Raw genomic sequence first — 25,817 nt, 5'->3', positions numbered from 1 at the left:
GTTCGTTCTCCTTAACCTTTTCTAAACATTGCTAGCATTCGTTGCGTAACTTTAAAGCCACCAAAAATGTTGATGCTGGCAACTAAAATCGCAATAAAGGCTAAAATATCAATAAAGAAATTACCCACTGGTTGAGCAATTTGTAATACCGCCCCCACGATGATAATACCTGAAATCGCATTAGTTACTGCCATAAGTGGCGTGTGTAATGCGTGACTTACGTTCCAAACGACATAATAACCTACCACGCAAGCGAGTACAAACACGGTAAAATGCGATAAAAATGCCGCTGGAGCAACAGAAGAAATCCATAAAAATAACGCCCCCACGCCTGCCATTACGCCATATTTCACACGAGGATTTACAGATTTTTCCTCTTTTTTGACCGCTTGTTGTGACGCTGCCGTTTGTTTTTGTGGTTGAGCTGAAACCTGAATTGGTGGAGCTGGCCACGTTAATTCGCCCTCACGCACAACCGTTACACCGCGTAGCACCACATCATCAAAATTAATCTCAATTTGGCCATCTTTATTCGGTGCTAATAATTTCAACAAATTCACTAAATTAGTGCCGTAAAGTTGGGAAGATTGCGTTGGCAAGCGCGCTGGGAAGTCAGTATAACCGATCACTTTCACTTGGTTATCTGTCACTACAACTTCACCTGCTTTGGTATATTCGCAGTTACCACCCGTTGCAGCGGCTAAATCTACAATCACCGAACCTGGCTTCATTGAATCCACCATTTCTTTTGTGATTAAGCGAGGTGCTGGTTTGCCTGGAATAGCCGCAGTGGTAATGATAATATCCACTTCTTTTGCTTGAGCTGCATAAAGCTCCATTGCACGGCGGTTGAACTCTTCCGACATCACTTTTGCGTAGCCATCACCCGAGCCACCTTCTTCTTCAAAATCAATTTCTAAGAAGTCAGCCCCCATTGATTGAACTTGTTCTTTTACTTCTGGGCGAGAGTCAAAAGCTCGTACAATAGCACCTAAACTATTTGCTGCACCAATTGCGGCCAAACCTGCTACTCCCGCACCAATCACCAGTACTTTTGCTGGCGGCACTTTACCTGCAGCGGTAATTTGACCTGTGAAGAAACTACCAAATGAATTAGCGGCTTCAATTACTGCACGATAACCTGAAATATTTGCCATTGAACTTAACGCATCTAATGCTTGTGCACGAGAAATACGTGGTACAGCATCCATTGCGAGTACATTGATTTTTTTAGACTGCAATTTTTCCATTAATTCTGGATTTTGTGCAGGCCAAATAAAGCTCACTAAGGTGGCACCTTCTTTAATTAATTCAATTTCAGACTCTGTTGGTGCATTAACTTTAAAGATAATGTCTGAGTTCCAAACGTCTTGTTGAGTGCCGATATTTGCACCTGCATTTAAAAATGCATTGTCTTCAAAGCTCGCCTTAAAGCCTGCATTTTGTTCAATGAGGACATCAAAGCCTAATTTTTTAATCTGCTCAACGGTTTTAGGCGTTGCCGCCACACGAGTTTCACCGTCTAGCAGCTCTTTTGGTATACCAATAAGCATAAAGACTCCTGTATGGTTGTTATTATTCAAAGCTAAATAAATAGCCGGCTCAAGTTAAAAACACGTTAAATGTACCACTAAATAGAGTAAATTTGTAAAAAAATCTTACTATTTAAAAGGATTATTTGATGTTTTTTCAAATTTTAAGCTAACAAAAATTTTGATAAACTGTTCGCGTAAGAAAGATTTAACCAAAAAAGACACAATCCAATGAAAATTTTCAATCACATTCAGATTATTCTAGTCGAACCCTCACTCCCAGCCAACATAGGCTCTGCTGCACGTGCAATGAAAACAATGGGTTTATCTCATTTACGTTTAGTCTCACCCAAACAGCCTATTGATGAACAAGCCAGATCGCTTGCCGCGGGCGCAAAAGAGGTATTAGATAACGCCCAAACTTATGCTACGTTTGATGATGCGATTGCAGATTGCCAACTCGTTATTGGCACCAGTGCCAGACTCCGTCATTTACAAAATACCTTAGTTGAACCAAGAGATTGTGGTGAATTAGTGATAAACCGAGTCAGCGTTGGTAAAGTTGCGATAGTATTTGGGCGAGAACGTGTTGGGCTAACTAATGAAGAGTTGCTGAAATGCCAATATCACCTCAATTTCCCGACTAATCCTGATTACGGCTCACTCAATTTAGCAATGGCGGTACAACTAGCAAGCTACGAAATCCGTATGGCGTATTTGCAAAAAACAGCAGAAAAACAACCGCTTGTAGAGGCAAAAGAATATCCTACAGCAGAAGCGTTAGAGCATTTTTTTGCTCACACCGAGCGGTTATATAAAAAATTAGGTTTTATCCGCAATGAAGCGGTTATGCTGAAACTTCGCCGATTATATCAGCGAGCAGAATTGGAAACGAATGAAGTAAATTTACTAAGAGGAATGCTAACCGCCGTTGAAAAAGCAAACTAAATAAGCCGTATAAAGTTTATGAAGATTAAAATTGGTCAGTCATCTAGCTATCTTGGTTTTTTCTCTATACAATGTGTATAATTTTTCACACTCTTTTATTTTATAGGACTTAATAATGAAAAAGATTTTTTGGATTTTATTGATCGCAGTGCTTGCAGTGGGTGGTTATTCATTAACAAAATATAACGAATTAATGCGTGCGGAAGAAGACATTAACTCTGTATGGGGGAATGTGGAATCAGCTTACCAACGCCGTGCTGATTTAATTCCGAACTTAGTCAACACAGTAAAAGGTCAAGCTAACTTTGAGAAAGAAACATTAACTTCTGTGATTGAAGCTCGTGCAAAAGCAACCGCTGTAACAATTGATCCAAGCAATGCCACCGAAGAGCAAATGGCAAAATTCCAAGAAGCTCAACAAGGCGTAAACTCAGCGCTATCTCGTTTATTAGTTTCAGTAGAAAGATACCCTGAATTAAAAGCTCACGATGCATTTTTAAATCTTCAAGCACAATTAGAAGGTACTGAAAACCGCATTAATGTTGAACGTAATAACTTTAATGAAAAAGTGAAAGAATACAACAAAAAGGTGCGTGAGTTCCCAACTAAATTAGCCGCGATGATGATGGGATTTAAAACCAAACCACAATTCAAATCTGAAGCGGGTTCAGATAAAGCACCAACAGTAAACTTTAACTAAGTGATATTAATTTAGCTATATTTTAAAGCAATAAGCGCTTTTAAATTCGGTGCTTATTGCTTTATTTTTAAGGGGACGAAATGGGACTACTTTCTTTTCTTTCTAATCAATTGCCTATTGATACTCATCTTATCAAACAGGCTATCACTCATTTAGAGCAGCATACTTCTGCAGAATTGCGTGTTGTGGTAGAGCGAAAAGCCAAAATCAAGAAGATGCAAAATGCTGCTATTGTGCGAGCAAATCAACTGTTTGATGAATTGAATATGCGAGAGACCGCACAGCGTAATGGAGTGCTGATTTATCTCTCATTTAAACCCCATTATGTTGCGGTCATTGGCGATGAAGGCATTCATCAAAAAGTGGGGGATGATTTCTGGCAAAAAATTTATCAGGCAATGTGCATTCATTGCCAAAACCAACATTATACTCAAGCCATTTATGACGCTATTAAAAGTGTGGAAGAGCCTTTAGCCTACTATTTTCCTTATCAAGAAGATGATAAAAACGAGCTGTCTAATGAGGTGGTGATTAAATGATGAAATCCATTTGCAACATTTTTACCCAATTCAACCGCTTGTTATTTATTCTACTGACAGCATTTAGCATAAATGCAGTGGCGGTAACCTACCCTGATCCACCCGATCCGTTTTATTACATTACGGATTACACAAAAAATACGCTAAGCCAGCAAGAATGGCGAATCTTGGAAGATGCGTTAATTGCAAACCGAGCCAACACCAGCTCACAAATTGCAGTAGTGATTGTGCCAAGCACAGAAGGAGAAGCCGTTTCTACCTATGCTCACACATTATTCAACAAATGGGGAATTGGGCGTAGCCAAAATAACGAAAACAATGGTATTTTGTTACTGATTGCCAAAAACGACCGCAAGCTCTTTATTGCGACAGGGAGAGGTTTAGAAGGTGCGTTACCTGATGCTATCGCATCAAGCATTATCCGTAATGAAATCACGCCATTTTTCAAGCAAGAGCAATATGCTGCTGGAATTGCTCGCGGATTATCCGCCATTATGGCAGCCATTAACGACGAATATTCACCTTACGCCAGCGACGAGAACGAAGCACAAGAATTTGATGGGCTATTTTTCTTCCTGTTTGCCGCAATGGTGATTTTCCTCATATTCCGCCCACGCAATCATACCTACATTAGCCCAAGCTCAATGGATCAACTAGGAAGAGTGTTAAGAGAAAGCCAACATAGAAATGGTGGTTTCGGCAGACATTCAGGAGGGTTTGGCAGCAGCTTCGGCAGTGGCGATAGTTTTGGGGGCGGTTCATCAGGCGGTGGTGGTGCTGGCGGAAGCTGGTAATTTCTCCAAACTCACATTCAAGCGGTCAAATTTTGAGAATGCTTGCTTTGGCAAAATATTTAGGAAATTAGACCGCTTGCATTATACCCATATTTAAAAATGCCCATTGGTTGTAATGTTAAATTGCTTCGCCAAGCAAGCACTAAGATAAAACAACAAATTTTTATCATTTAATCCAAATTTTTAATTAAATATATTTGCTATTTCTACCTATTTTAGGCATATTTAGAATTAGTTTAATTTATATTAATAATAGGAAATTTTTATGAGTCAGCAATATTCCAGTATACACAATAACATTCAGATATTAGGTGACTTCTTAGGTCAAACTATCCGTGATGCTCAAGGCGATTATATTCTTGATTTAATTGAGAGTATTCGTGTGTTATCCAGAGACTCTCGCTCTGGCGATGAAACTGCCCGTGAGCAATTATTAGACAAATTAGCCAATATTTCTAATGATGATGTTCTGCCTGTTGCTCGTGCTTTTAGCCATTTTTTAAACCTCACTAATATTGCTGAACAACATCAAACGGTTTCACGCCATCATACCAATAAATTATTAGGAAGCCGTTCATTAGATTCACTTTTTCTTCGCTTAAAATCGCAAAATATTCCAGTTGAAAAAGTAATTAAAACCGTTGAAAGCCTGCTGATTGATTTAGTTTTAACCGCCCATCCAACAGAAGTAACTCGTCGCTCCTTAGGGCATAAGCACGTTGAAATTAATAAATGTTTAGACTTGTTAGAACACGATGATTTAACCGAATCGGAGAGCTATAAAATTAAACGCCGTTTAATGCAGCTTATCGCTCTTGCGTGGCATACTAATGAGATCAGAACTCAACGTCCTACGCCTATTGATGAAGCAAAAGGCGGTATGGCAGTGATTGAAAATAGCTTATGGACGGCTGTACCTGAGTTCTGTCGCCAGCTTAATTTTTATTTAGAGAAACATTTCAATGTGCAATATCCAGTAAGCCTAGCACCTGTTCGATTTTCCTCTTGGATGGGTGGCGACCGTGATGGCAACCCATTTGTGACAGCTGAAACTACTCGCCACGTATTAAGAATGAATCGTTGGAAAGCCGCAGAGTTATTCTTAGCAGATATTAAACATCTCAACGAAGAATTATCTATTACACAATGTACACCTGAATTTCGTACTAAATATGGCGATCATTTAGAACCTTATCGTGTCGTGTTAAAAGAGTTACGCCAAAAATTAGCCAATACTGAAATTTATTATGCAGAACTCTTAGAAGATAGAATTTCTACCATCGATGAAGATGATATTTTAACGTCAGACGATCAACTTTGGCAGCCTCTATTTGACTGCTATGAATCTCTACAAGCTTGTGGTATGCGAATTATTGCAAATGGTGCATTATTAGACTGTTTACGTCGCATAAGTTGCTTTGGTTTAAATCTATCTCGTTTAGATATCCGCCAAGAAAGCACCCGTCACGAAATGGCGATTGCAGAAATTACTCGCTATATCGGATTAGGCGATTATTCGCATTGGACAGAAGATGATAAACAGGCTTTCTTAGTGCGTGAGCTAAACTCTCGTCGTCCGCTTATTCCACATAATTGGACACCAAGTGCCGAAACAAAAGAAGTGTTAGATACTTGTAAAATTGTCGCTGAACAGCCACAAGGTGTAATTTCTGCTTATGTCATTTCAATGGCACGTGAAGCATCGGATGTCTTAGCTGTCCATCTTCTATTGAAAGAAGCAGGCTGTAAATTTACCATTCCAGTTGCTCCGTTGTTTGAAACATTAGGGGATTTGGATCACAGTGAAAAAGTGATGACCGATTTATTTAATATTGGTTGGTATCGTGGTGTGATTAATAATTACCAGATGATTATGATAGGCTACTCAGATTCTGCAAAAGATGCGGGTATGTTAGCCGCAGGCTGGGCACAATATCGCGCACAAGAAGCACTGGTCAATTTATGTGAGAAATACAATATTGAGCTTACACTGTTTCACGGTCGAGGCGGAACGATTGGACGTGGCGGCGCCCCAGCTCACGCAGCCCTACTCTCTCAACCTCCTCGATCACTCAAAAATGGTTTACGAGTAACCGAACAAGGTGAGATGATTCGCTTTAAATTAGGCTTGCCTGCGGTTGCACTTGAAAGTTTAGAACTTTACGCTAGTGCTATTTTAGAAGCTAATATTTTCCCACCGCCTGAGCCAAAACAAGAATGGCGAGATGTATTAGCCAAAGCGTCTAATATTTCTTGTCAAATTTACCGTAATATGGTGCGTGGCGAGGAAGATTTCGTACCTTATTTCCGAGCGGCGACCCCAGAGCAAGAACTCTCTCGCTTACCGCTTGGCTCACGCCCTGCAAAACGTAATCCTAAAGGCGGCGTAGAAAGTTTAAGAGCTATTCCTTGGATTTTTGCTTGGATGCAAAACCGCTTAATGCTTCCTGCTTGGTTAGGCGCAGGACAAGCATTGCAACAACTGATTAATGATGGCAATGAAAAGCTGTTAAAAGAGATGTGTAACGAATGGCCATTCTTCTCAACGCGTATCGGAATGCTAGAAATGGTCTTTAGTAAAGCTGATGTTTGGTTAGCTGAATATTACGATCAACGCTTAGTCGATCCAAACCTGCACCGTTTAGGTAATATGCTTCGTACACAATTACAAGCTGATCTTAAAACCGTATTAGCACTTGCTCACGACGGTCAATTAATGGCAGATCTGCCTTGGATTGCCGAATCTATCGCACTGCGTAATGTTTATACTGACCCGCTTAACTTACTCCAGGTGGAACTTTTACACCGTATTCGTAGTCAAGGGGAAAATGCCGATCCTGAATTAGAACAAGCTCTAATGATTACGATCACAGGTATCGCAGCTGGTATGCGTAATACCGGTTAGTTATATGACAAGCGGTCTGATTTAGTCAAAAATCTGCAAAATTCTGACTAAATCCGACCGCTTGTAGTTTGAAAGATTGATTATATTTAACCATAAAAAAATCTGCGCCTTAATCAGCGGGTTATTTAGTCCAACTTTTGGGGAGCAGATCGCTTTTCTCTCTTTTTACTTAGTTAATACCGTAAGGCTCGGTGTAAGGAATTATTCCACGTTTTAACATTCTTGAAACACCGTTACTATAGTTTGTGCCAAAGCGTAACTCAAAGTTAATGCCAAATTTATTATCGTAGTAGAAATTATTAATGGTATCAGGCAAACCAACTGGTGTTGATACTAAACGGCGAGCAACATACACATTCGCAGCCCAACAGCAAGTGTTATAATTTAAAGAAAATTGCCCTTCAACAGGTTTCTTCAATGCAAGATCATGATAATAGCTCGTCATTACTGACACTTTATCCGTGACCGCCCAGCCCAATACTGCACCAACTTGTTTGATAGATTGATCATATCTATTCGTATTTAAGTTTTGATTGATGTAATCCTTGCTTGCATAACGATAGTTAAGCTGAATCAATTTATCTAATTGAGGCTTATGTTGTAATGACATATTCGCCAAAGCAGTTTGGTTTAAGCGGGTGTCGTATTGATAACTACCATGCCAGTTCCATTTTTTATGGAACTTCCAGTTAGATTCCGCAGCCCATGAAGAAGAACGTTTTGCAATGCTGTTATCTGATGTATCGCCAATTTTTGATGGGCTTAAATAATATGTTTGACCGACACTCAAGTTAAACACTTCTTCAGCCGTTTCATTATTAAAGAATCGAGTTGTTCCACCAGCTGTAATTAAATTTGCCGAAGAAATTCGATCTAAACCACTATAGCGACGATCGTTAAACAGCGAGAAATAATCATTTTGCAACATAGCGGAATCATAACCTAAACTCACACTTCTCTGGTCTTTAGAGCCAATACCACTTTGGTCTTTATATGGACGGTAAATATATTGCAATCTTGGCTCAACCGTTTGATTAAAGCCAGAGAAAAACGGTTTATCTGATTCTAAAATAGTTTTGAAATCTAATTTAATTTGAGGGATTACACGGCTTACACGCTTCTTAACATCCTCCGTGCTTTCACTCCCTTTAGTTTGCAAATAGTGCGTTGCATACAACTTTGTTTCTGAATTCAAACTACCATAGCGATTAGCTAATGGGAAACTCAACGCTGGCTCAGCATGGAAACGCCACGCTTTTGGCATAAGTTTACTATTATTTTCAAAACGAGCTGCTTGAGCGAAAAATGTCACATTACCATCTTTAATGACATTATGCTTATAGTAGTTAAAGTCAACTTGTGGAAGCACACGGTAAGGTGCAATATTTAATTCATCAAACGTTTGGAATTTTTTTCCTGAAATCGACAAATTATAGTTTGGCAGATAATACCCTAATGTAAAATTCTGAGTTGCATAACCATCTGTACTTCTACCATAAGCAGAATCAAAATCAGAGAAATAACGCCTATCACTTACTTTGGTATAATCTACAGAGAAACGCCAATTCGTTAATAAATCGATTATATGACGCCAATGAAGTAAATAACGCTTACGATCATTATTTTCTGGCTGGTATTCAGTTAAACTATCCTTTGCCATATACTCTGTTGCGACTAAGCCTTGACCCATTCGGCTTAAATAGCGAAACGCTGGACTAATTTGCCAGCCACGACGAGAGTAATATGTTGGTGTAATAGTTGCATCCATATTCGATGCAATATTCCAATAAAATGGTTGTGAATAAGTCCAACCGTTTTTATTTGAACGCTCAAAACTTGGAACGAGTAAACCTGAGCGACGGCGATCGCCAATCGGGAATTGCAGGTAAGGCGAATAAAAAACAGGCACGCCAAGCACTTTAAAACGAGCGTGCCACATTTCTGCGTATTCCTCTTCCACATATTGAATCATCTCATTAGCTTCAATTTTCCAAGCATTATCATCTGGTAAACAAGAGGTAAAACTCGCATTTTTTAGCGTACGTTTATTGTTACCAAACTCACCATATTCCGCTGTACCTCGACCTTGTCTGCCTACTAATTGATAGTTCGCATTACTTAATCTCGCATCTTTTGATAAAAGATAAATGCTGGCATCCGTTCCTGTGGCTTGAATCAAATTATCTTGATAATTAAAGTTACCTTGCAAATATGCCATACGAGCATTTTCGCCATCTTGTTCAACTCGAACTTGATCTGCCCAAATCGAACGATTGCCCTGTTTGATCGTTACGTTACCAGTATAGGTCGCATCACGAGGCTGATTAATCGCAGCACTATCTGATTCAATAGTAACAGGCATTTTAAGCTGATCGCCCTCAACCACTTCTCCTTTAAATTGAGGTACACCAAGCAAACATTGTTGCTTTAAATCAGCCACTGCATAATTGCTGTAACAAGCTGCTATTACAGCAAAAGAAAGTAAGCTATAACGCTGTTTCATTATTTTTCCTTTCTGAATGGGAACAAGCGGTCATTTTTTAAATGATTTTTCACTTGCAACACGGCATCTCACTTAGCCGTGGGTAAAGCCAACGTTCAAAGTAAAGTAGGTGCTTTTTGCAAATTTTCACAAAAAAATGACCGCTTGTTTATTAAATAATACGGGAGAACTGCTGTCTTCTCGCTAATTGTCTTGAATAAACATCAAAACATAAACAAATGTTGCGGATTAATAAACGTCCTCGTGGTAACACCACAATACCATCATCATTAATCACTAATAATTCATCTTCAGCTAACGGTTTTAAGAAAGCAAAATCTTCAGCAAAATAAGTATTAAAATCAATGCCGTACTGCGTTTCAATGATTGCAAAATCTAATTTGAAGTTACAAATCAAGGCTTTAATCACATCACGACGAATACAGTCATCTTGCGTAAGGGCAATGCCTTTATGCAACGCAATACCGTTGGTTTCAATATCTGCATAATATTGTTGTAACTCTTTGCGGTTTTGGGCGTAGGTATCGCCCAATAAGCTAATTGCCGAAACGCCTATGCCTAATAAATCGCACTCTTCTTGTGTGGTGTAGCCTTGAAAATTACGGTGTAAAATACCTTTGTCTTGGGCAATGGCTAATTCATCATTTGGTTTAGCGAAATGATCCATACCGATAAATTTATAGCCATTTTCACCTAAAAATTCGATCGATTTTTGTAAAATCGTTAATTTTGTTTCTGCTGCTGGCAATAAGTCTTCTTTAATTTTCACTTGAGCAGCAAAGCGACTTGGCAAATGTGCATAGTTAAACACACTCATACGATCTGGATTTAGTTCCACCACACGTTGTAGTGTGTACATAAAACTTTCTACATTTTGCTTTGGCAAGCCATAAATTAAATCCACATTCGTGGAAATAAATCCTAACTCCTTTGCTCGTTTCATTAAAGCAAAAATAAACTCTTCATCTTGCTCACGATTGACTAAAGCTTGAACTTCTTTGTCGAAATCTTGAATTCCCATACTGATTCGGTTAAAACCGATAGCTTGAAGGTGATCCAACATATTCAGTTCAATTTCACGCGGGTCCATCTCAATACTAATTTCAGCATCTTCGCTAATTTCAAAATGAGATCGTAACATCTGCATCAGACGTGCTGATTGATCTTCATCTAAATAAGTGGGTGTACCGCCACCCCAGTGAATTTGCGTCACCAAACGGTGAGTAAATAATGGTGCACGGGTTTTAATTTCACGCTCTAAATAATCTAAATAGATTTCAACCTTATGGCGATGGCGGGTAATTATCTTATTACAGCCACAGAAATAGCATAGCTTATGACAAAACGGAATATGCACATATAGCGAAAGCGGTCGCTCAGGATAACGAGCTGCCGCCGCAATAAAATCATCATTAGTATAATGTTCGTTAAACTCCAATGCGGTTGGATAAGAGGTATAACGAGGGCCTGAATGGTTATATTTTTGGATAAGGGCTAAATCCCAAATAATTTCTGACATTAGACTGCCTTTCTCATTGCTTCCACATTTTTTAATAATTGCTCACTCTCGATTTTAATTTCTGTTTCAAGCTCAGCTTCTTTTACTTCTCGCTCTAAATCAAGTTTCATTCGTTCATTACGTTTTAAATTTTTGCGTTCTTCTAAAATCGGCATATTTTCAACCACTTGATATAACGACCACATCGCATTATAGTAGCTTAATTTTTTGCCTAGTACATCTAATAATGGCTTTAAACGTAAAACCCCTTCAGAAAGATCACATTGTTCAGAAATCATTGCTCTGCTAATAATATCAATGCTCTCTAAAATACGAAGGTAACGCTCTTTTTGTGATTGTTTCGCTTTTTCAATCAACGCTTGCTCACGCCTTTTTTGTCTCTTCACTTTCATCATTAAGTGAATAGCATAGCCTGCCATTGAAATCAAAATGAGGGCCGCAAGCACAATCAAGAATATTTTTAGCATCATAATTGCTATCCATTAACGGAATTTATTAATATCCATAGTTTCGAATTGGCGTAATAACGCATCACCGTTATCACTCTCTTCATTTTCAAATTCAATGCCAAGCTCCGTCATCAACTCATCGATACGATCTAGACACTCATTCATAAATTTCTGATCTTCAGAAGATAACGTTTTACCTGCTTCTAAATCATCTAATAATTGATTTAAACACTCGTTATTTTCTAATTGCTCCAACTCTTGCTCTGGTGAAAGAACTGGTTTTACCGCCTCTACAGGCACAGGCTTAATAGTACGCCCTTTCTCTGGTTGATTTACAAATTCCACCATTAATGGCACTTTTTTACGACTACCAATACGTGGATCTTTTACCTCTTTCACTACCGCTTTTTTCTGCTCTGTAGAATCCACATTACGAGAACCTGTTGGCAAACCCTTATGCTTACGTTTACGTTTTTCCTCACGGGCTAACACATCTAACTCATAACGAGTGAGTTTCAATTTTTTGCCGCCACCTAATTTAGGTGTTGGCTTCGCTGGTTTATCGGCTTTTCTTGCTGGCATAATATCAGTAATGCGGCGTGTTTTTTTAGTACGGCTCATAATTCTTTAATCGATTAATAAAATTTTAATAAATCACTATTCTACAGGGAATTAGGTTCCCTTAATAGTATCGTTTTAATTCAGCATTCCCATCAATGATAAGTTTGCACAAAGTACTGGTAGGCTTTTAACAGTTTTTCAAAATCATCTAAGCCACAAAAAGCAATACTTTCCTCATTATAAAATTGAAAGCCATCTTCCATTTCATTCTCGTCAAAAGCGGTATCTAAATTATTCGCTTTTGCCATCACCTCATCATAATCAAAATAGAGGCTGTACTCACGACCTTCAAATATACATTCATAATGATTAGGAAAAGCGGCTCTACATTTTTCAATTTCAACAAAAATAGCTTCTAGCTCTTTCGGATTGCCCGTAATTTCCGTATTCAACCAGCGGGCAAATGCTTCGTGATCCATTGAACATTTTGCCACAACGCCGTGAATACTATGGGTAAATTGATATTCCATACACATTCTCCTTTTAATCGCTATTATAGCCTAACAAGCGGTTATTTTTTGGAAAAATTTTACCATTTAGTTTAATAATCTTTGCCACATTCCACGCACAAATGCCCTCTCTTCAACAAATTCATTGGTATCTACCACGCTGTCTTTTCGGAGTAAGTTTAAATGGTGAATTTGATTGCGAAGTGAAGTATAACAATGTTTGAGCTGTTCGCTTTCTTTTAAACTTAAAATGCCACATTCAACCGAACTGTCGAAAATACGAACATTATCAGACCATACCGCCATATCCGATTTTTCATTACTGTGAGCTAATACCAAATATTGAGCGATAAATTCAATATCAGTAATGCCGCCTAAATCAGTTTTGATATGGAATTTATCGATTGAATGCAAGCTAAGATGCTGATACATCTTCTCCCGCATTTTGCAAATTTCTTGACGTAATTGACCGCTTGTACGAGGTAATGCAAGGGAGCTTTGGCGAATGCGTTCAAACTCTTGCTTTAAATGTGCTGCACCAAATACGCATCTTGCTCGTACTAAAGCTTGGCTCTCCCACGTCCAAGCCTCATTTTTTTGATAATGTTCATACGCTTTAAACGTACTGACTAAAAGTCCTGCTTCACCCGAAGGGCGAAGTCGCATATCTACGTCATAAAGCACGCCAGTACTGGTGTTAAGACTAAAAATAGAAGTGATTTTTTGTGCTAACTTTAAGTAAAATTGATGACTTGAAATCTCTTTTTTACCCCCCACGGTCTGGCCGCCATCAGGGGCATTGTGCAAAAAAACAAGATCCAGATCTGAATTATAACCGAGTTCAATTCCACCTAATTTGCCATAACCAATAACCGCAAAGCCTTTTTCATCCTCTTCTAAATGCTCTGGTTTTCCAAAACGTTGGCTGACTTGCTTCCAAGCTATATTGACTACCGAGTTGATAATCGCTTCTGCAAGGTAAGTTAAGTGATCGCTAATTTTCATTACTGGCAATACACCTAAAATATCCGCTGCCGCAATTCGTAAAATTTGTGTTTGTTTAAACTGACGCAAACCATCAATTAACGCTTCTTCATCTTCTTCAGGAATGCGAATCAAATAATCCTGCAAGGCAAATTGATATTGTTCAAAAGCCAGCACGTCGGTTAAGCCTCTATGGCTCATAAGCTCATCAAGTAGCATTGGATGTCGAGCTATCTGTTCCGCAATCATCACCGATTTACTGCATAGCGTTAAAAGCTGGGGCAAGATCTGCTCCCTTTCTACCATCAATTCAAGATAAGTTGTGCGTGTAGTAATTTTATCTACAATATTCAACAAACGAGGTAAAAGTAACAAATAATCGTCACGCTCAAAAAGACTGCCTGCTATTTTCGGCATTAAATTGCGTAACACTTCTCGCCCACGTAAGCCGATTGGACGTTTCACCCACTCTTGAAAAGTGGTATAAAAATAACGGAAAATCTCCTCATAATCGCTTTCTGCAACTTGAGGATAGCCTTTGAGTACGGCAGATAAATCTTCATACGAAATACTATAATTTAAAATATCTTTCCATTCTGCTAATTTTTCATTTAATGGACTGCTTTGGTCTTCACTTTCTTCCTCGCCGATCAACTCATTAAAAATGTGGCGAACTTCTTGTTGGTAACCATTTAAAACGGTTAAAAATCCAGCCCAATCACTAAAAGAATGCTCTATAAAAATAGCATTTTCACTCTTTAAGGCTTGTTGCCAATAGCTTTGGCAAGCAAAGATCAGACGAGCTTGATAGTCAGAATCTACCGGTAAAGTTTGCGTTTGTTTATCATCTATCGCTTGTAGCACATTCTCTACTTGGCGATAAAAAATATAGGCATTGTGCAGTTTTTCTACCTGTGCCTGCGTTAATAAATTAAGCTCGCTTAAGCGAGGAAGTACTTTTAACAAACTACGTTCTTGTAAAATTTTATCTCGCCCACCACGAACCATCTGGAAAGTTTGCACAATAAATTCAACTTCCCGAATTCCGCCTGCACCAAGTTTTATATTATCGGTTAAGTTACGTCGAACGACCTCTCGGCTGATTTTTTGCTTCATTTCACGTAGCGATTGGATTGCTGAAAAATCTAAGTAACGACGATAAATAAAGGGTCTGAGCATCTGCTTTAAGTAGCAATGGTTAATATTTTCTCTCTCTTCACCTAAAATTTTCGCTTTTATCATCGCATAGCGTTCCCAATCTCGCCCTTGCTCTTGATAATAATCTTCCATTGCCGCAAAACTGAGCACTAACGCACCATTATCGCCAAAAGGGCGAAGCCGCATATCAGTGCGATACACTAATCCATCAGCGGTAATATCATCTAAAGCTTTAATTAAACGCTGTCCGAGCCTGGTAAAGAACTTACTATTTTCAATCGGTTTACGCCCACCTACGGTTTCGCCTACATCGGGGTAAGTAAAAATGAGATCAATATCAGAAGAAAAATTTAGCTCTCCGCCACCAAGTTTTCCCATTCCTAAAATCAGCAGCTCCTGCTTTTCTCCTAAGCTATTAATTGGTGTGCCATATTCAGCGCAACATTTTTCAAATAGCCAATCTCGAGCCGCCAAAATCAAGCTCTCGGCTAAATCAGATAAGCATTGAAACACAAACTCCACTGTTGCAAGTTTGTTTGATTGAATAAAACTAATCCGAGCCAACTCACAATAACGAAATAAACGCAATGTTTGACTAAGTTGCTCTTCATCTTCAACCTTTGCTAAAAGCTCATTTAAACGAACAGCATAATTGCTACAATCATTTGGTGTTGGAGGCGAATTAATCCACTGTGCCAATAAATTGGGTTGTGTTTGTACGGTCTGTTTAAACAGATTAGACATTGCTATAGCAACAACAAGCGGTTGAATTTGCGTTGAATTTTGCAAATCGGCTGGTAAATCGAATTGAGACTGCGAAAGTAGCGTGGTGAGCATAAAATAAGCTTCTTAAGGGTGAGGAAAGGCATACACCTTTCCCCACAAAATTTACAAAAAATAAGTAAAATTTGACCGCTTGTTAAAACACTCTCTTAAACGGTTTAATAATTACATCACCATAAACTCCCGCATCAACGTACGGATCTTCGCTCGCCCATTTTTGTGCGTCTTCAAGCGAATTAAATTCTGCAATTACCGTAGAACCTGTTACACCTGTCCCCTCTTCCGTTGGGTTAGGGCCTGCAATTAATAAACGATCTTCCGCCTGTAATTTTTCTAAACGGGCTAAATGAGCAGGACGCACTTCTAAACGTTTTTCCAACGTATTCGGATTATCTTGCGCAAAAATGATATAATACATACTATTCTCCTTACTCAACTGTAGTTGAGGTAATTAATGATAAAGCTTCGTCTAATTCAGGATTATTCTCTCTCGGCACCACACGAGGTTTACCTGCTTTATCAATAGCGACATAGGTAAATAAAGCTTCTGTTACTAGAAAACGTTCACGTGTGCCTTCATAAACTTGTTTGATAAACACTTCTACTTTCACTTGCATAGAAGAACGCCCTATGTGCATAAGTTTGCCATAGCAGCAGACAACATCACCAACAGAAATCGGTCTATGGAAGATCATTTTATCAACCGTAACCGTAACCACTCTGCCTTTTGCTAATTCTTTCGCTAAAATTGCCCCACCTAAATCCATTTGCGACATAATCCAGCCACCAAAAATATCGCCATTGGCATTGGTGTCTGAAGGCATTGCGAGTGTTCTTAAAATCAATTTACCTTCGGGAGCTTTTTCATAGGGTTTATTTTTCATTTTGTTTGTCCTGATTTTCAGCATTTTTAAGGTAAGGGTAAAGTACAAAACTGGTGATGACTATTGCAATTAAAGTTAAGCCAATAATACCAAAGGATTTAAAGTCAACCCAAATATCTTCTGATAAATATTGGCTAATATAAATATTGAGCAACATACAAATAATAAAGAAAATTGCCCAGCCTAAGTTGATTTTGTTCCAAACTTGCTCAGGCAAATGAATTTCTTTACCTAATAATTTTTTTATCAGAGGAGCGTTAAACACAAATTGGCTTACTAACAAAACTAACGCAAAAAGAGAATACACGATGGTAACTTTCCATTGCAGATATTTTACTTCGTTGAAATAAGCACTCAGTAAACCGAAGAAAATTACAGATCCGCCCATAATCACTTGCTGTTTTTCAATTTTGCCGTAAAGCACTTTTAAAGTAATCATCTGCACAACAGTAGCAACCACAAGTACAATAGAAGCTATTTGAATGCCACCCATTTTATAAGCGACAAAAAACAGAATCAGTGGAATAAATTCAAGTAACTGTTTCATTTAATCTCCATTAATTTGCAGGCATTTGACGATAAACTTGGTAAAAGCGGAAGCTGAAAATTAGCATAAAAACATTGATCACTGCACTACAAACTACCGTGATGAATGCCCCCATCACATCATTACCCAAAACGGCAAGTAAACGAGACAACATTCCTGGCAATAAGTAAGAAATCACACAGAATAAAATAAGGGGAAAAATTTTTCCACGCGATAATTGAAAGGTAAATTTAATACTTCCTAATAACGTTTTCCGAGGGCTTTCCAGTAAATAAGCATAAATAACAATTGATAATTTAATACAGAAATAAAGCCCCATAACAAGCACAGGCAACGCAATCATCACACTTTCTGGCGATGCCATAAGAAAAGAAGCACCAAGTGAAAGGGGCAGTACCATAATAAATTGCAAAATTAAAACCGGTAAAAAATTCATTAATGCACTACCTACATTTTTAAAAAAGTGCTGATAATTGCCATTATTGATAGATTGAATATTTAAAATCATTAATACCGTAAGAAACAAATTTGCCACACCTAATAAAATTGTTGGCATTAGCACAGATAACAATTTCTCACTATCAATTTGAATTTGTTGTGGCTGCGTATCCGCTAGGATTTCTGGCGAAGCTGGCAAGAGTAAAATAAATGCCATTTGCACAACGACAATAGTGACTATTGCAAACAGCGTAAAAGATTGCTGATTACGCATAAAATTCCAACTTTGCTGAAATAAATCTACAAATTTAATTGGCATAAAAAAATCCTTCAATACGTTGTAAACATTTTGTTGTAAAGTATAGCAAGTGTTAGCCGAAACTGCATTAGCCTATTGTAGATTTTAGCAACTTAGCTAAAATAAAAGAAAAACTGAGAAGAGAAATACTATGTTCAGCCTATTTGAAGCGGGGCAACGCTATCTAAACACCCTACCTAATCAGAAAAAACTGGCGAATTTTATGCCTGATTATCACATTATTCGCCTCGTTAAGTTTTCATCCAAAGTGATGCCCGCTTTTGCGTGCTTTGCTTTAGTGTGGCAATACTTTTTTACTGACCCCACCCAATCTGTGCTAGCAAATGCTGTTATTACCGCAATTTTTGCAATATCTATCCCCTTTCAAGGGCTTTATTGGCTAGGTAAACGTGCAAGATCACCACTTCCATTATCATTATTAGAATGGTATGAATCGATCAGGCAAAAACTGATTACCGCTCAAGTCAAACTTGAAGAAAAACAAGCGGTACCTTCTTTCCAAGATTTTGCAAATTTACTGAAATTGGCAGAAGAAACGTGGGGAAATGAATACTTTGATCAACTTTAATCACGCTAAAAAAAACTCCACTCAATAAGTGAGCGGAGCAAAACTTTTGTTCTAATTCTGGAATGTTGAATTACTGTTTTATAAAAGGAGACAAATAAAACAAGAACAAAAGAAAAACCTTGGCTCCTCCTGCGGGACTCGAACCTGCGACATATGGATTAACAGTCCACCGTTCTACCAACTGAACTAAGGAGGAATTTATGAAATAAATATTAAACTAAAACGTTTTAGCTTTCAAGAAAATAATCAATTTCTGTTCATTATTCACACACGAATACTTCATCAAGTATTACAAACAGAGCAATTTTTTTGCTTAGGTAATGCCATTTCTCGTACTGAAAAATGTAAGCCATCAATCATCAGTAATTTTCCTGATAAGGTTTTGCCAATACCAAGCAACACTTTTATTGCTTCCAACGCTTGAAGGCTACCGATTACGCCTACAATAGGTGCCATCACACCAGCCTCTACGCAGCTTAATGTGCCATCACCAAATAAACGACTCAAACACTGGTAACAAGGTTCGTTTTCTTGATAGCTAAACACGCTAATTTGCCCTTCGAAACGGATTGCTGAGCCTGATACAAGCGGTCGTTTTTGCTTAAAACATTGCAAATTAAGTTGATTGCGAGCCATCACATTATCTGTGCAATCCAGCACTAAATCTGCTTTAGCAATTAACGCAGCCCAGTGTTCATCATTGCATTTTTGGTTTATTGCTTCAATTTGAATATTGGGGTTAATCGCTTGCAAACGAGTTTTAGCCGATTCCACTTTGGGTTGCCCAATGGTTTCATCCGAATGCAAAATTTGACGTTGAAGATTAGAAAGCGAAACCGTATCAAAATCGACTAAGGTTAAACATCCAACGCCAGCACAAGCAAGATATTGTGCAGCCGCACAGCCCAAGCCCCCCAATCCCACAACCAACACGTGGCTGGATTTCAATTTCTCCTGCCCGCCAAAATCGACACTTTTGAGAATAATTTGGCGGTTATAACGAAGAATTTCGTGATCAGTGAGTTCCATACTTTCTCTCAACTAACTGAGTAACGAATTAAACGGCTGAATTGTTACCTTTTCCCCAGCTTCCACATCGGTACGCTCAGCTTCCAATACAATAAAGCAGTTACTTTCATTAAAGGCACTAAAAATATGTGATCCTTGTGTGCCAATTGGTCGAACTTCTAACTCACCTTTTTCATTCGCATAATAATAACCACGCTGAAAGTCTTGCCGACCTTCCGCTTTTTTCAATTTCTCAGCACTACAAGCGGTTAAATTTTGGGTAATTTTTGCAATATTGTCTGCGGATAAGCCTGATAATTTCGCTAACGCTGGCTGTACTAATTGATAGAATGTGACCAATGCAGATACAGGGTTACCTGGTAAACCAAAGAACCACGCATTTTCCAACTTACCGAATGCAAATGGTTTACCTGGTTTCATTGCAATTTTCCAAAAACCAATTTCGCCTAATTTTTCCAATACCTCTTTGGTAAAATCTGCCTCGCCAACAGATACGCCACCGCTGGTGATGACAATATCAGCTTGCTGCTGAGCTTGAATAAATGTTTGTTCAAATAAAGCACGATCATCTGACAAAATACCGTAATCTAAAATCTCACAATTTAATTTTTCCAACATCAAACGGATAGCAAAACGGTTGGTATCGTAAATTTTTCCTTCTTTCAAAGGCTCTCCAACCGAGGTTAATTCATCACCAGTAGACAAAATGGCTACTTTTAATTTTGCAAACACAGGCACAGACGCAATACCAAGTGAAGCTAATAAAGGCAAACCGGCTACATTGAGCAATGAGCCTTTTTTTAATACCAATGCACCTTGCTTGACATCTTCGCCAATTCGGCGAATATTGCTACCTAACTTTGGTATATGTTGAAAGGTAACAGAACCATCGGGATTTAACGTTGTTTCCTCTTGCATTACAACGGCATCCACAGCGTTTGGCACTAAAGCCCCTGTCATAATGCGGATACATTCGCCTGTATTTACTTCACCACTAAATGGCGTTCCTGCAAAGGCTTTACCAGCCACTTTCAAAGTTAAATGTTGCTCTAAATCCGCAATTCTCACCGCATAACCGTCCATTCCTGAATTATGAAAACTCGGAACATTAACTGGTGAAAAGACATCTTCTGCTAACACTCGGTTTGCACACTCATTTAATGGTAAATACTCAATAACGGTTGGTGATGGCAAACGAGAAAACAGATTATCCAACGCATCAGAAAGTGCTAAAAGTGTCATAAATCTATCCTACGCTTAATTATAAAATTAACTCACTTGTACAAAGAAATCACGTACACCAATAAGCAAATTATTTACCGCAATTGCTGCCAAAATTAACCCCATTACACGGCTAATGATTGCCGCACCAGCATTACCAATTAAATGCTGAATTTTATTTGCCGCTAACAATAATAAATACGTAATTGCTAAAACAAGTGCCATAATGCTAGCTGTAATAAATTGGTCACTAATACTAAAACGATGATTATCTGTTAATAAAACAATCGCCATCATTGCCCCTGGCGAAGCAATAGACGGAACAGCTAATGGATAAACGGCTAATTCACTTAAACTGCTATTAATCCTAATTTCTTGCTCTGGCTTACTTTCCCCAAAAATCATCGTCAGAGCGAATAATAAAAGCACTAAGCCCCCTGCTGCCTGGAAAGCTGGTAAGGGAATTTGCATAGATTCTAAAAGAACCTGTCCACCGATAAGGAAGAAAATGAGAATTCCTGCTGCAATCAATACTGCATTTAATGCCATTTTACGACGAGCCTCAATCGGCAAACCAATCGTTTTCGCTAAATAAACAGGAACAGAACCAATCGGGTCAATCACTGCCCACAAAACCACAAATTGCACCGCTAATGAATCAAACATATTTTCTCTCCCTGTTATATAAATTTATTAGATTGCAAAATTTTAGCATAGATTCACCGCTTGCAGGACGCTTCTGCCATAATTTCTGTGAATTGTTTAACTAAGCTTACTATCAATAATTACAATTAAGTATAAACTTATTTTAGATAGATCAACAATACTTCCCTTATGTTAAAATACGCAAAATTTTCAACAAAATAGACCGCTTGCAATGATCTTTTTTACAAACTTAATTTTAAAACGTGGGCATTCTGTCCTAATTGATAACAGCTCTGCGACTATCCACACTGGGCAGAAAGTAGGCTTAGTAGGCAAAAATGGCTGTGGAAAATCTTCGCTTTTTGCTCTGCTTAAAAATGAATTACAGCCTGAAGGGGGCGATGTTTCACTCCCCCAAAATTGGGCAATTTCTTGGGTAAGTCAAGAAACGCCAGCGTTGGATATTCCCGCTCTTGATTACGTGATTCAAGGCGATAGAGAATACACAAAATTAATGGCAGAATTAGATGACGCTAATACGAAAAATGATGGTAATCGCATTGCGACCATTCACGCTCATTTAGATACGATTGATGCTTGGACAATTCAAGCCCGAGCCTCTACCTTGCTGAACGGTTTAGGTTTTAGCACCGAAGAACTCCAACTGCCAGTAAAATCATTTTCGGGTGGTTGGCGTATGCGACTGAATTTAGCACAAGCCCTAATTTGTCGCTCTGATCTATTACTACTTGACGAACCAACCAACCACTTAGATTTAGATGCGGTGATTTGGCTAGAGCGTTGGCTCACCAACTATCGTGGCACATTACTACTGATTTCTCACGACCGTGATTTTTTAGATCCAATTATTGACCATATCATTCATATTGAACATCAAAAACTCAACGAATATACAGGCAATTACACCTCGTTTGAAATTCAACGAGCAACTAAAATTTCACAACAAAATGCTGCGTATCAACAGCAACAACGCAAAGTTGCCCATTTACAAAGCTTTATCGACCGCTTCAAAGCCAAAGCCACCAAGGCTAAACAGGCTCAAAGCCGCATTAAAGCGTTGGAGAAAATGGAGCTTATCGCCCCTGCCTATGCCGATTCACCGTTTGAATTTGAATTTCGTCCACCGCTTGCCTTACCGAGTCCGTTGTTGATGATGGAAAAAGTGAGTGCTGGTTATGCAAACAAAGCCGTCTTGGAATCTGTCAAGCTCAATTTAGTCCCTGGCTCTCGCATTGGCTTACTTGGGCGAAATGGAGCAGGTAAATCTACTTTAATTAAATTATTAGCAGGCGAACTTCCGCCACTAAATGGCTCAATTCAGCTAGCAAAAGGCGTACAGCTTGGCTATTTTGCCCAACATCAAGTAGATACTTTACGATTTGATGAAAGCCCACTCTGGCATTTGCAGAAAATCGCCCCTGAAAAAACCGAGCAAGAGCTGCGTAATTATCTAGGCGGTTTTGATTTCAAAGGCGACAAAGTAGTACAACAAGTGCACTCTTTTTCGGGCGGTGAAAAAGCTCGCCTTGTGCTTGCCTTAATTGTGTGGCAACGTCCGAATTTGCTGTTGTTAGACGAACCGACCAACCATTTGGATTTAGATATGCGACAAGCCCTTGTTGATGCGTTAACGTATTATGAAGGCTCGCTTGTGGTGGTGTCGCACGATCGCCATTTGCTCCGTAGCACCGTAAACGAATTTTATTTGGTGCATAATCACAAAGTGGAAGAGTTTAAAGGCGATTTAGATGATTATCAAAAATGGCTGAATGAGCAAAATGCTTTAGCGAATGAGTCGAAATCAATACTTGCAAAAAATTCAGAAAATGTGGCCGCTTGTGAGCTATCAGCCAACGAAAACAGTGCCGCCAACCGCAAAGAGCAAAAGCGTTTAGAAGCCGAACGCCGCCAACAAACCGCACCTCTGCGTAAAAAAATCACGCAGTTAGAAAAAGATTTGGAAAAAACCACAGAAAAACTAAATCAACTGGAAGCAATGCTTGCCGAAAGCGATATTTACGAGGCAGAAAATAAAGCCAAGCTCACAGAAACCCTCGCTAAACAGCTCGAGGCAAAAAAACACGTTGAAGACATTGAAATGCAGTGGTTGGAGGCACAAGAGGAGCTAGAGGGAATACTGAGTTAAAATGTAGAGTCACTCGCTGTCAGCTTAATATTACCCCTCATAAATATAATCTTTAATGGACGCGAATCTCGCGTCCTGTTTCGTTCTTTGATTATTAAGTTCAATAATCTATTACACTCTCGGCTTGGTTTCAGCCAAAATACTGTATTTATTATTCATTTCTTCTGCCCAAGCGGTTAAATTTGGGTGATCTTTTGCAAGATCGTAGCCTAAATGTTGGAGGCGGAATGCCCACCAATCAATTAATGTCACCGCAGTTAATGTGCCTAAATTCAGCTCTGTGCCAAATTCTTGCAAAGCCTCTTCCAACTGTTGGAAAGTGCGGACATTTCTTTCCATTAATTGTTCGTGGCGGCTTTTCCACCACTCATTTTCAGGACGATTCATTCGCTCTTGTAACAAAGTTGGCATTGTATTTTCCATAATGCCATCAACTAAATTATGCAATGCCAGCACTGCCCAGCGGGCTTTGCCCTCTTTCGGTAAAAGTGGGCTGTTGCTGCCTTTTTGATCGAGATATTCACTGATAAGTAAACTGCCGAACAGCCAGCGTCCGCAATTACGTTGTAAAGCCGGAATTCGCCCTAATGGATTGTCTTGGTTATGTGGCGAATTCGGATCAATTGCGGCGGTAATACGTAGCATTTCAACTTTTTCATCTAATTGGTGATGCTTAATTACTGCAATCGCTTTCCGAGCAAAAGGGCTTGTAGTTGAGTACCAAAGTTTCATAATGTTCTCCATTTTTTGTGATATAAATTAGCCAATTTTCTGCCAAAAATGACCGCTTGTAGGCTCCGCTTGCACGCAGATTTGCTCATTTTCGTATTCAAATTCCAGCTGGTAGGCGTGTAGATAAACTCTATCTGCCGCTGAGCCTGTATAAAGTTTATCGCCTAAAATTGGGCTACCCAAACTTTTCATTGCCACTCTGAGTTGGTGGGTTTTACCTGTTTTCGGCTGCAAAATAAAATGGCGAAGTGATGGCTCAAGCAAATTAGCGTTAAATTGTGTTACCGCTGGGTTCTCTTTATTGTGACATAATTTCCACGCTCCGTTACGGCTTTTTTCCATATCGCCCACAATTTTCCCCTGCTTTTTCTTCGGTTTTCTATCGCTCAACGCCCAGTAAGTTTTTTGAATTTTACGCTGTTCAAACAAATGATAAAACGTCACCGCCACCTCTTTGTTCAGTGCGAGAATCAATAAACCTGAGGTCATTTTATCAAGGCGATGCACCAGCCAAACCTGCTCAACATTGAGCTGGCGAGCCATTATTTCAGTTAAGCCGATTTTCGCATCATCTTTGTGAACGCTCAAACCATCGGGCTTATTGATAATAATAAAATCGGGGTGTTGATAACAAATAGGCAATGTGAAGGTCATTTTGCTATAATCTCTCAAATTTTTGACTATTTTAGCAAGGAAACACGATGGCAGTTACTATTTATTTAGTTCGACACGGCAGAACCGTTTGGAATATTGAAGGCAGATTACAAGGCTCGGGCGACTCTGCCTTGGTGGAAGAAGGCATTATCGGGGCGAAAAAAACAGGCATTGCGTTAAAAAATGTCCCCTTTATCGCAGCTTATTCAAGTATGCAAAAACGGGCTCAAGATACTGCAAGCTATATCCTAGCAGAAAATGAATTGAATAATATTCCCCATTTCCATCATAAAGGGCTAAATGAATTTGATTTTGGCAGCTGGGAAGGTATGAAATCTCTTGATTTACAAGAGAATGAAGAATATGCGGTAATGAAACGCACGCCAGCGGAATATGAAGCGAAAAGCAACGGCGGCGAACGATTTGAGCAACTTTACCAACGTGTGACCCAAGTGTTCAATCAGATTGCTGAGCTCCATAAAAATGCAGGCAACGTTTTAATTGTTTCACACGGAATGACCTTAACGCTACTTACCGCAGTACTGAAAGGCATTGCGTGGCAAGATTTCCGTAATGAAGAAAAACATAGCTTTGTAATAAATACAGCTATCACTAAAGTGGAAGTGGATAATGGAAGAATTACCGTACTAGAATTTAACAATACTAACCATTTGGATAATATGCCAAATGATCAATACAAAGGCTAGCATAAGTATAAAAAACTAACGA

24 protein-coding genes and 1 tRNA gene are annotated in these 25,817 nt (G+C 38.9%); 8 read left to right on the top strand and 17 right to left on the bottom strand.

Annotated elements, in window-relative coordinates; translation table 11 throughout:
- Positions 1-11: 11 nt before the first annotated feature.
- A complete protein-coding gene (pntA, locus tag GM698_RS08975; protein WP_176808694.1) occupies positions 12-1,553 on the bottom strand; it encodes a Re/Si-specific NAD(P)(+) transhydrogenase subunit alpha in 1,542 nt (513 codons plus the stop codon).
- A 210-nt stretch (positions 1,554-1,763) separates the two neighbouring features.
- Here pntA and trmJ point away from each other — a divergent pair, with 210 nt between their 5' ends.
- The 5 genes from trmJ to ppc all read left to right on the top strand — a co-directional run bounded on the left by trmJ (position 1,764) and on the right by ppc (position 7,418).
- A complete protein-coding gene (gene trmJ, locus GM698_RS08970) occupies positions 1,764-2,480 on the top strand; it encodes a tRNA (cytosine(32)/uridine(32)-2'-O)-methyltransferase TrmJ (RefSeq protein WP_159630481.1) in 717 nt (238 codons plus the stop codon).
- Positions 2,481-2,595: 115 nt separating this feature from the next.
- Positions 2,596-3,180, top strand: coding sequence for a LemA family protein (locus GM698_RS08965; RefSeq protein ID WP_159630483.1), 585 nt, complete (start codon positions 2,596-2,598; stop codon positions 3,178-3,180).
- Between the two features lie 80 nt (positions 3,181-3,260).
- Positions 3,261-3,719, top strand: a complete 459-nt coding sequence (locus GM698_RS08960; protein ID WP_209289305.1) for a TPM domain-containing protein — start codon at positions 3,261-3,263, stop codon at positions 3,717-3,719.
- Positions 3,716-4,513: a YgcG family protein gene (locus GM698_RS08955; RefSeq protein ID WP_209289304.1), complete on the top strand. Its 798-nt coding sequence runs from the start codon at positions 3,716-3,718 to the stop codon at positions 4,511-4,513. The genes GM698_RS08960 and GM698_RS08955 overlap by 4 nt, the downstream gene beginning before the upstream one ends.
- Positions 4,514-4,778: 265 nt before the next feature.
- Positions 4,779-7,418, top strand: coding sequence for a phosphoenolpyruvate carboxylase (gene ppc / locus GM698_RS08950; RefSeq protein ID WP_176812665.1), 2,640 nt, complete (start codon positions 4,779-4,781; stop codon positions 7,416-7,418).
- Between the two features lie 169 nt (positions 7,419-7,587).
- On the opposite strand, the gene lptD is transcribed toward ppc, so the two are convergent.
- The 10 genes from lptD to GM698_RS08900 form a co-directional block, all read right to left on the bottom strand.
- The gene (lptD, locus tag GM698_RS08945; RefSeq protein WP_209289303.1) at positions 7,588-9,921 is read right to left on the bottom strand and encodes an LPS assembly protein LptD; all 2,334 of its coding nucleotides are present in this window, start codon (positions 9,919-9,921) and stop codon (positions 7,588-7,590) included.
- A 151-nt stretch (positions 9,922-10,072) separates the two neighbouring features.
- Positions 10,073-11,440 carry an oxygen-independent coproporphyrinogen III oxidase gene (gene hemN, locus GM698_RS08940; RefSeq protein WP_176812667.1) on the bottom strand — a complete coding sequence of 456 codons (1,368 nt, stop codon included), beginning with the start codon at positions 11,438-11,440 and terminating at the stop codon, positions 10,073-10,075.
- Positions 11,440-11,907: a DUF2489 domain-containing protein gene (locus GM698_RS08935; RefSeq protein WP_176809042.1), complete on the bottom strand. Its 468-nt coding sequence runs from the start codon at positions 11,905-11,907 to the stop codon at positions 11,440-11,442. Before GM698_RS08935 ends, hemN begins: the two co-directional genes overlap by 1 nt.
- Positions 11,908-11,922: 15 nt before the next feature.
- Positions 11,923-12,510 (bottom strand): Der GTPase-activating protein YihI, encoded by a 588-nt coding sequence (yihI, locus tag GM698_RS08930; RefSeq protein WP_209289302.1) that lies wholly within the window; start codon positions 12,508-12,510, stop codon positions 11,923-11,925.
- A gap of 92 nt (positions 12,511-12,602) precedes the next feature.
- The gene (locus GM698_RS08925; RefSeq protein WP_176808702.1) at positions 12,603-12,980 is read right to left on the bottom strand and encodes a YacL family protein; all 378 of its coding nucleotides are present in this window, start codon (positions 12,978-12,980) and stop codon (positions 12,603-12,605) included.
- Between the two features lie 66 nt (positions 12,981-13,046).
- The gene (glnE, locus tag GM698_RS08920; RefSeq protein WP_209289301.1) at positions 13,047-15,938 is read right to left on the bottom strand and encodes a bifunctional [glutamate--ammonia ligase]-adenylyl-L-tyrosine phosphorylase/[glutamate--ammonia-ligase] adenylyltransferase; all 2,892 of its coding nucleotides are present in this window, start codon (positions 15,936-15,938) and stop codon (positions 13,047-13,049) included.
- An 82-nt stretch (positions 15,939-16,020) separates the two neighbouring features.
- A complete protein-coding gene (locus GM698_RS08915; protein WP_159630509.1) occupies positions 16,021-16,302 on the bottom strand; it encodes a YciI family protein in 282 nt (93 codons plus the stop codon).
- 10 nt (positions 16,303-16,312) lie between these two features.
- Entirely contained in the window at positions 16,313-16,768 is a 456-nt protein-coding gene (gene yciA / locus GM698_RS08910) for an acyl-CoA thioester hydrolase YciA (protein ID WP_176808705.1), read from the bottom strand.
- The gene (locus tag GM698_RS08905; protein ID WP_209289300.1) at positions 16,758-17,315 is read right to left on the bottom strand and encodes a septation protein A; all 558 of its coding nucleotides are present in this window, start codon (positions 17,313-17,315) and stop codon (positions 16,758-16,760) included. Before GM698_RS08905 ends, yciA begins: the two co-directional genes overlap by 11 nt.
- Positions 17,316-17,325: 10 nt before the next feature.
- Positions 17,326-18,072: an ABC transporter permease gene (locus GM698_RS08900; protein WP_209289299.1), complete on the bottom strand. Its 747-nt coding sequence runs from the start codon at positions 18,070-18,072 to the stop codon at positions 17,326-17,328.
- 130 nt (positions 18,073-18,202) lie between these two features.
- Between GM698_RS08900 and yfbV the strand changes: the two genes are divergently transcribed.
- Positions 18,203-18,640, top strand: coding sequence for a terminus macrodomain insulation protein YfbV (yfbV, locus tag GM698_RS08895; protein WP_209289298.1), 438 nt, complete (start codon positions 18,203-18,205; stop codon positions 18,638-18,640).
- Positions 18,641-18,760: 120 nt separating this feature from the next.
- Here yfbV and GM698_RS08890 read toward each other — a convergent pair.
- The 4 genes from GM698_RS08890 to GM698_RS08875 form a co-directional block, all read right to left on the bottom strand.
- Positions 18,761-18,836, bottom strand: a tRNA-Asn gene (locus GM698_RS08890).
- A gap of 86 nt (positions 18,837-18,922) precedes the next feature.
- Positions 18,923-19,669 carry a molybdopterin-synthase adenylyltransferase MoeB gene (gene moeB / locus GM698_RS08885; protein ID WP_209289297.1) on the bottom strand — a complete coding sequence of 249 codons (747 nt, stop codon included), beginning with the start codon at positions 19,667-19,669 and terminating at the stop codon, positions 18,923-18,925.
- Positions 19,670-19,681: 12 nt separating this feature from the next.
- Complete coding sequence (gene moeA / locus GM698_RS08880) at positions 19,682-20,911, bottom strand: molybdopterin molybdotransferase MoeA (protein WP_209289296.1); 1,230 nt, start codon at positions 20,909-20,911, stop codon at positions 19,682-19,684.
- A 27-nt stretch (positions 20,912-20,938) separates the two neighbouring features.
- Positions 20,939-21,556 (bottom strand): MarC family protein, encoded by a 618-nt coding sequence (locus GM698_RS08875; protein ID WP_159630523.1) that lies wholly within the window; start codon positions 21,554-21,556, stop codon positions 20,939-20,941.
- Between the two features lie 211 nt (positions 21,557-21,767).
- Here GM698_RS08875 and GM698_RS08870 point away from each other — a divergent pair, with 211 nt between their 5' ends.
- Complete coding sequence (locus GM698_RS08870; protein WP_209289295.1) at positions 21,768-23,702, top strand: ABC transporter ATP-binding protein; 1,935 nt, start codon at positions 21,768-21,770, stop codon at positions 23,700-23,702.
- 111 nt (positions 23,703-23,813) lie between these two features.
- On the opposite strand, the gene GM698_RS08865 is transcribed toward GM698_RS08870, so the two are convergent.
- Positions 23,814-24,434 (bottom strand): glutathione S-transferase, encoded by a 621-nt coding sequence (locus GM698_RS08865; RefSeq protein ID WP_176812673.1) that lies wholly within the window; start codon positions 24,432-24,434, stop codon positions 23,814-23,816.
- Between the two features lie 27 nt (positions 24,435-24,461).
- Positions 24,462-25,088 carry a TIGR01621 family pseudouridine synthase gene (locus tag GM698_RS08860; RefSeq protein ID WP_209289294.1) on the bottom strand — a complete coding sequence of 209 codons (627 nt, stop codon included), beginning with the start codon at positions 25,086-25,088 and terminating at the stop codon, positions 24,462-24,464.
- 47 nt (positions 25,089-25,135) lie between these two features.
- Here GM698_RS08860 and GM698_RS08855 point away from each other — a divergent pair, with 47 nt between their 5' ends.
- Entirely contained in the window at positions 25,136-25,795 is a 660-nt protein-coding gene (locus tag GM698_RS08855) for a histidine phosphatase family protein (RefSeq protein ID WP_176808715.1), read from the top strand.
- Positions 25,796-25,817: the final 22 nt, after the last annotated feature.

Source organism: Mannheimia sp. ZY171111 (genome assembly GCF_017750945.1).
Taxonomy (GTDB): Bacteria; Pseudomonadota; Gammaproteobacteria; order Enterobacterales; family Pasteurellaceae; genus Mannheimia; species Mannheimia pernigra.
Note: the sequence above shows the minus strand (reverse complement) of the source record. Positions and strands in the feature narration are given on the sequence as shown.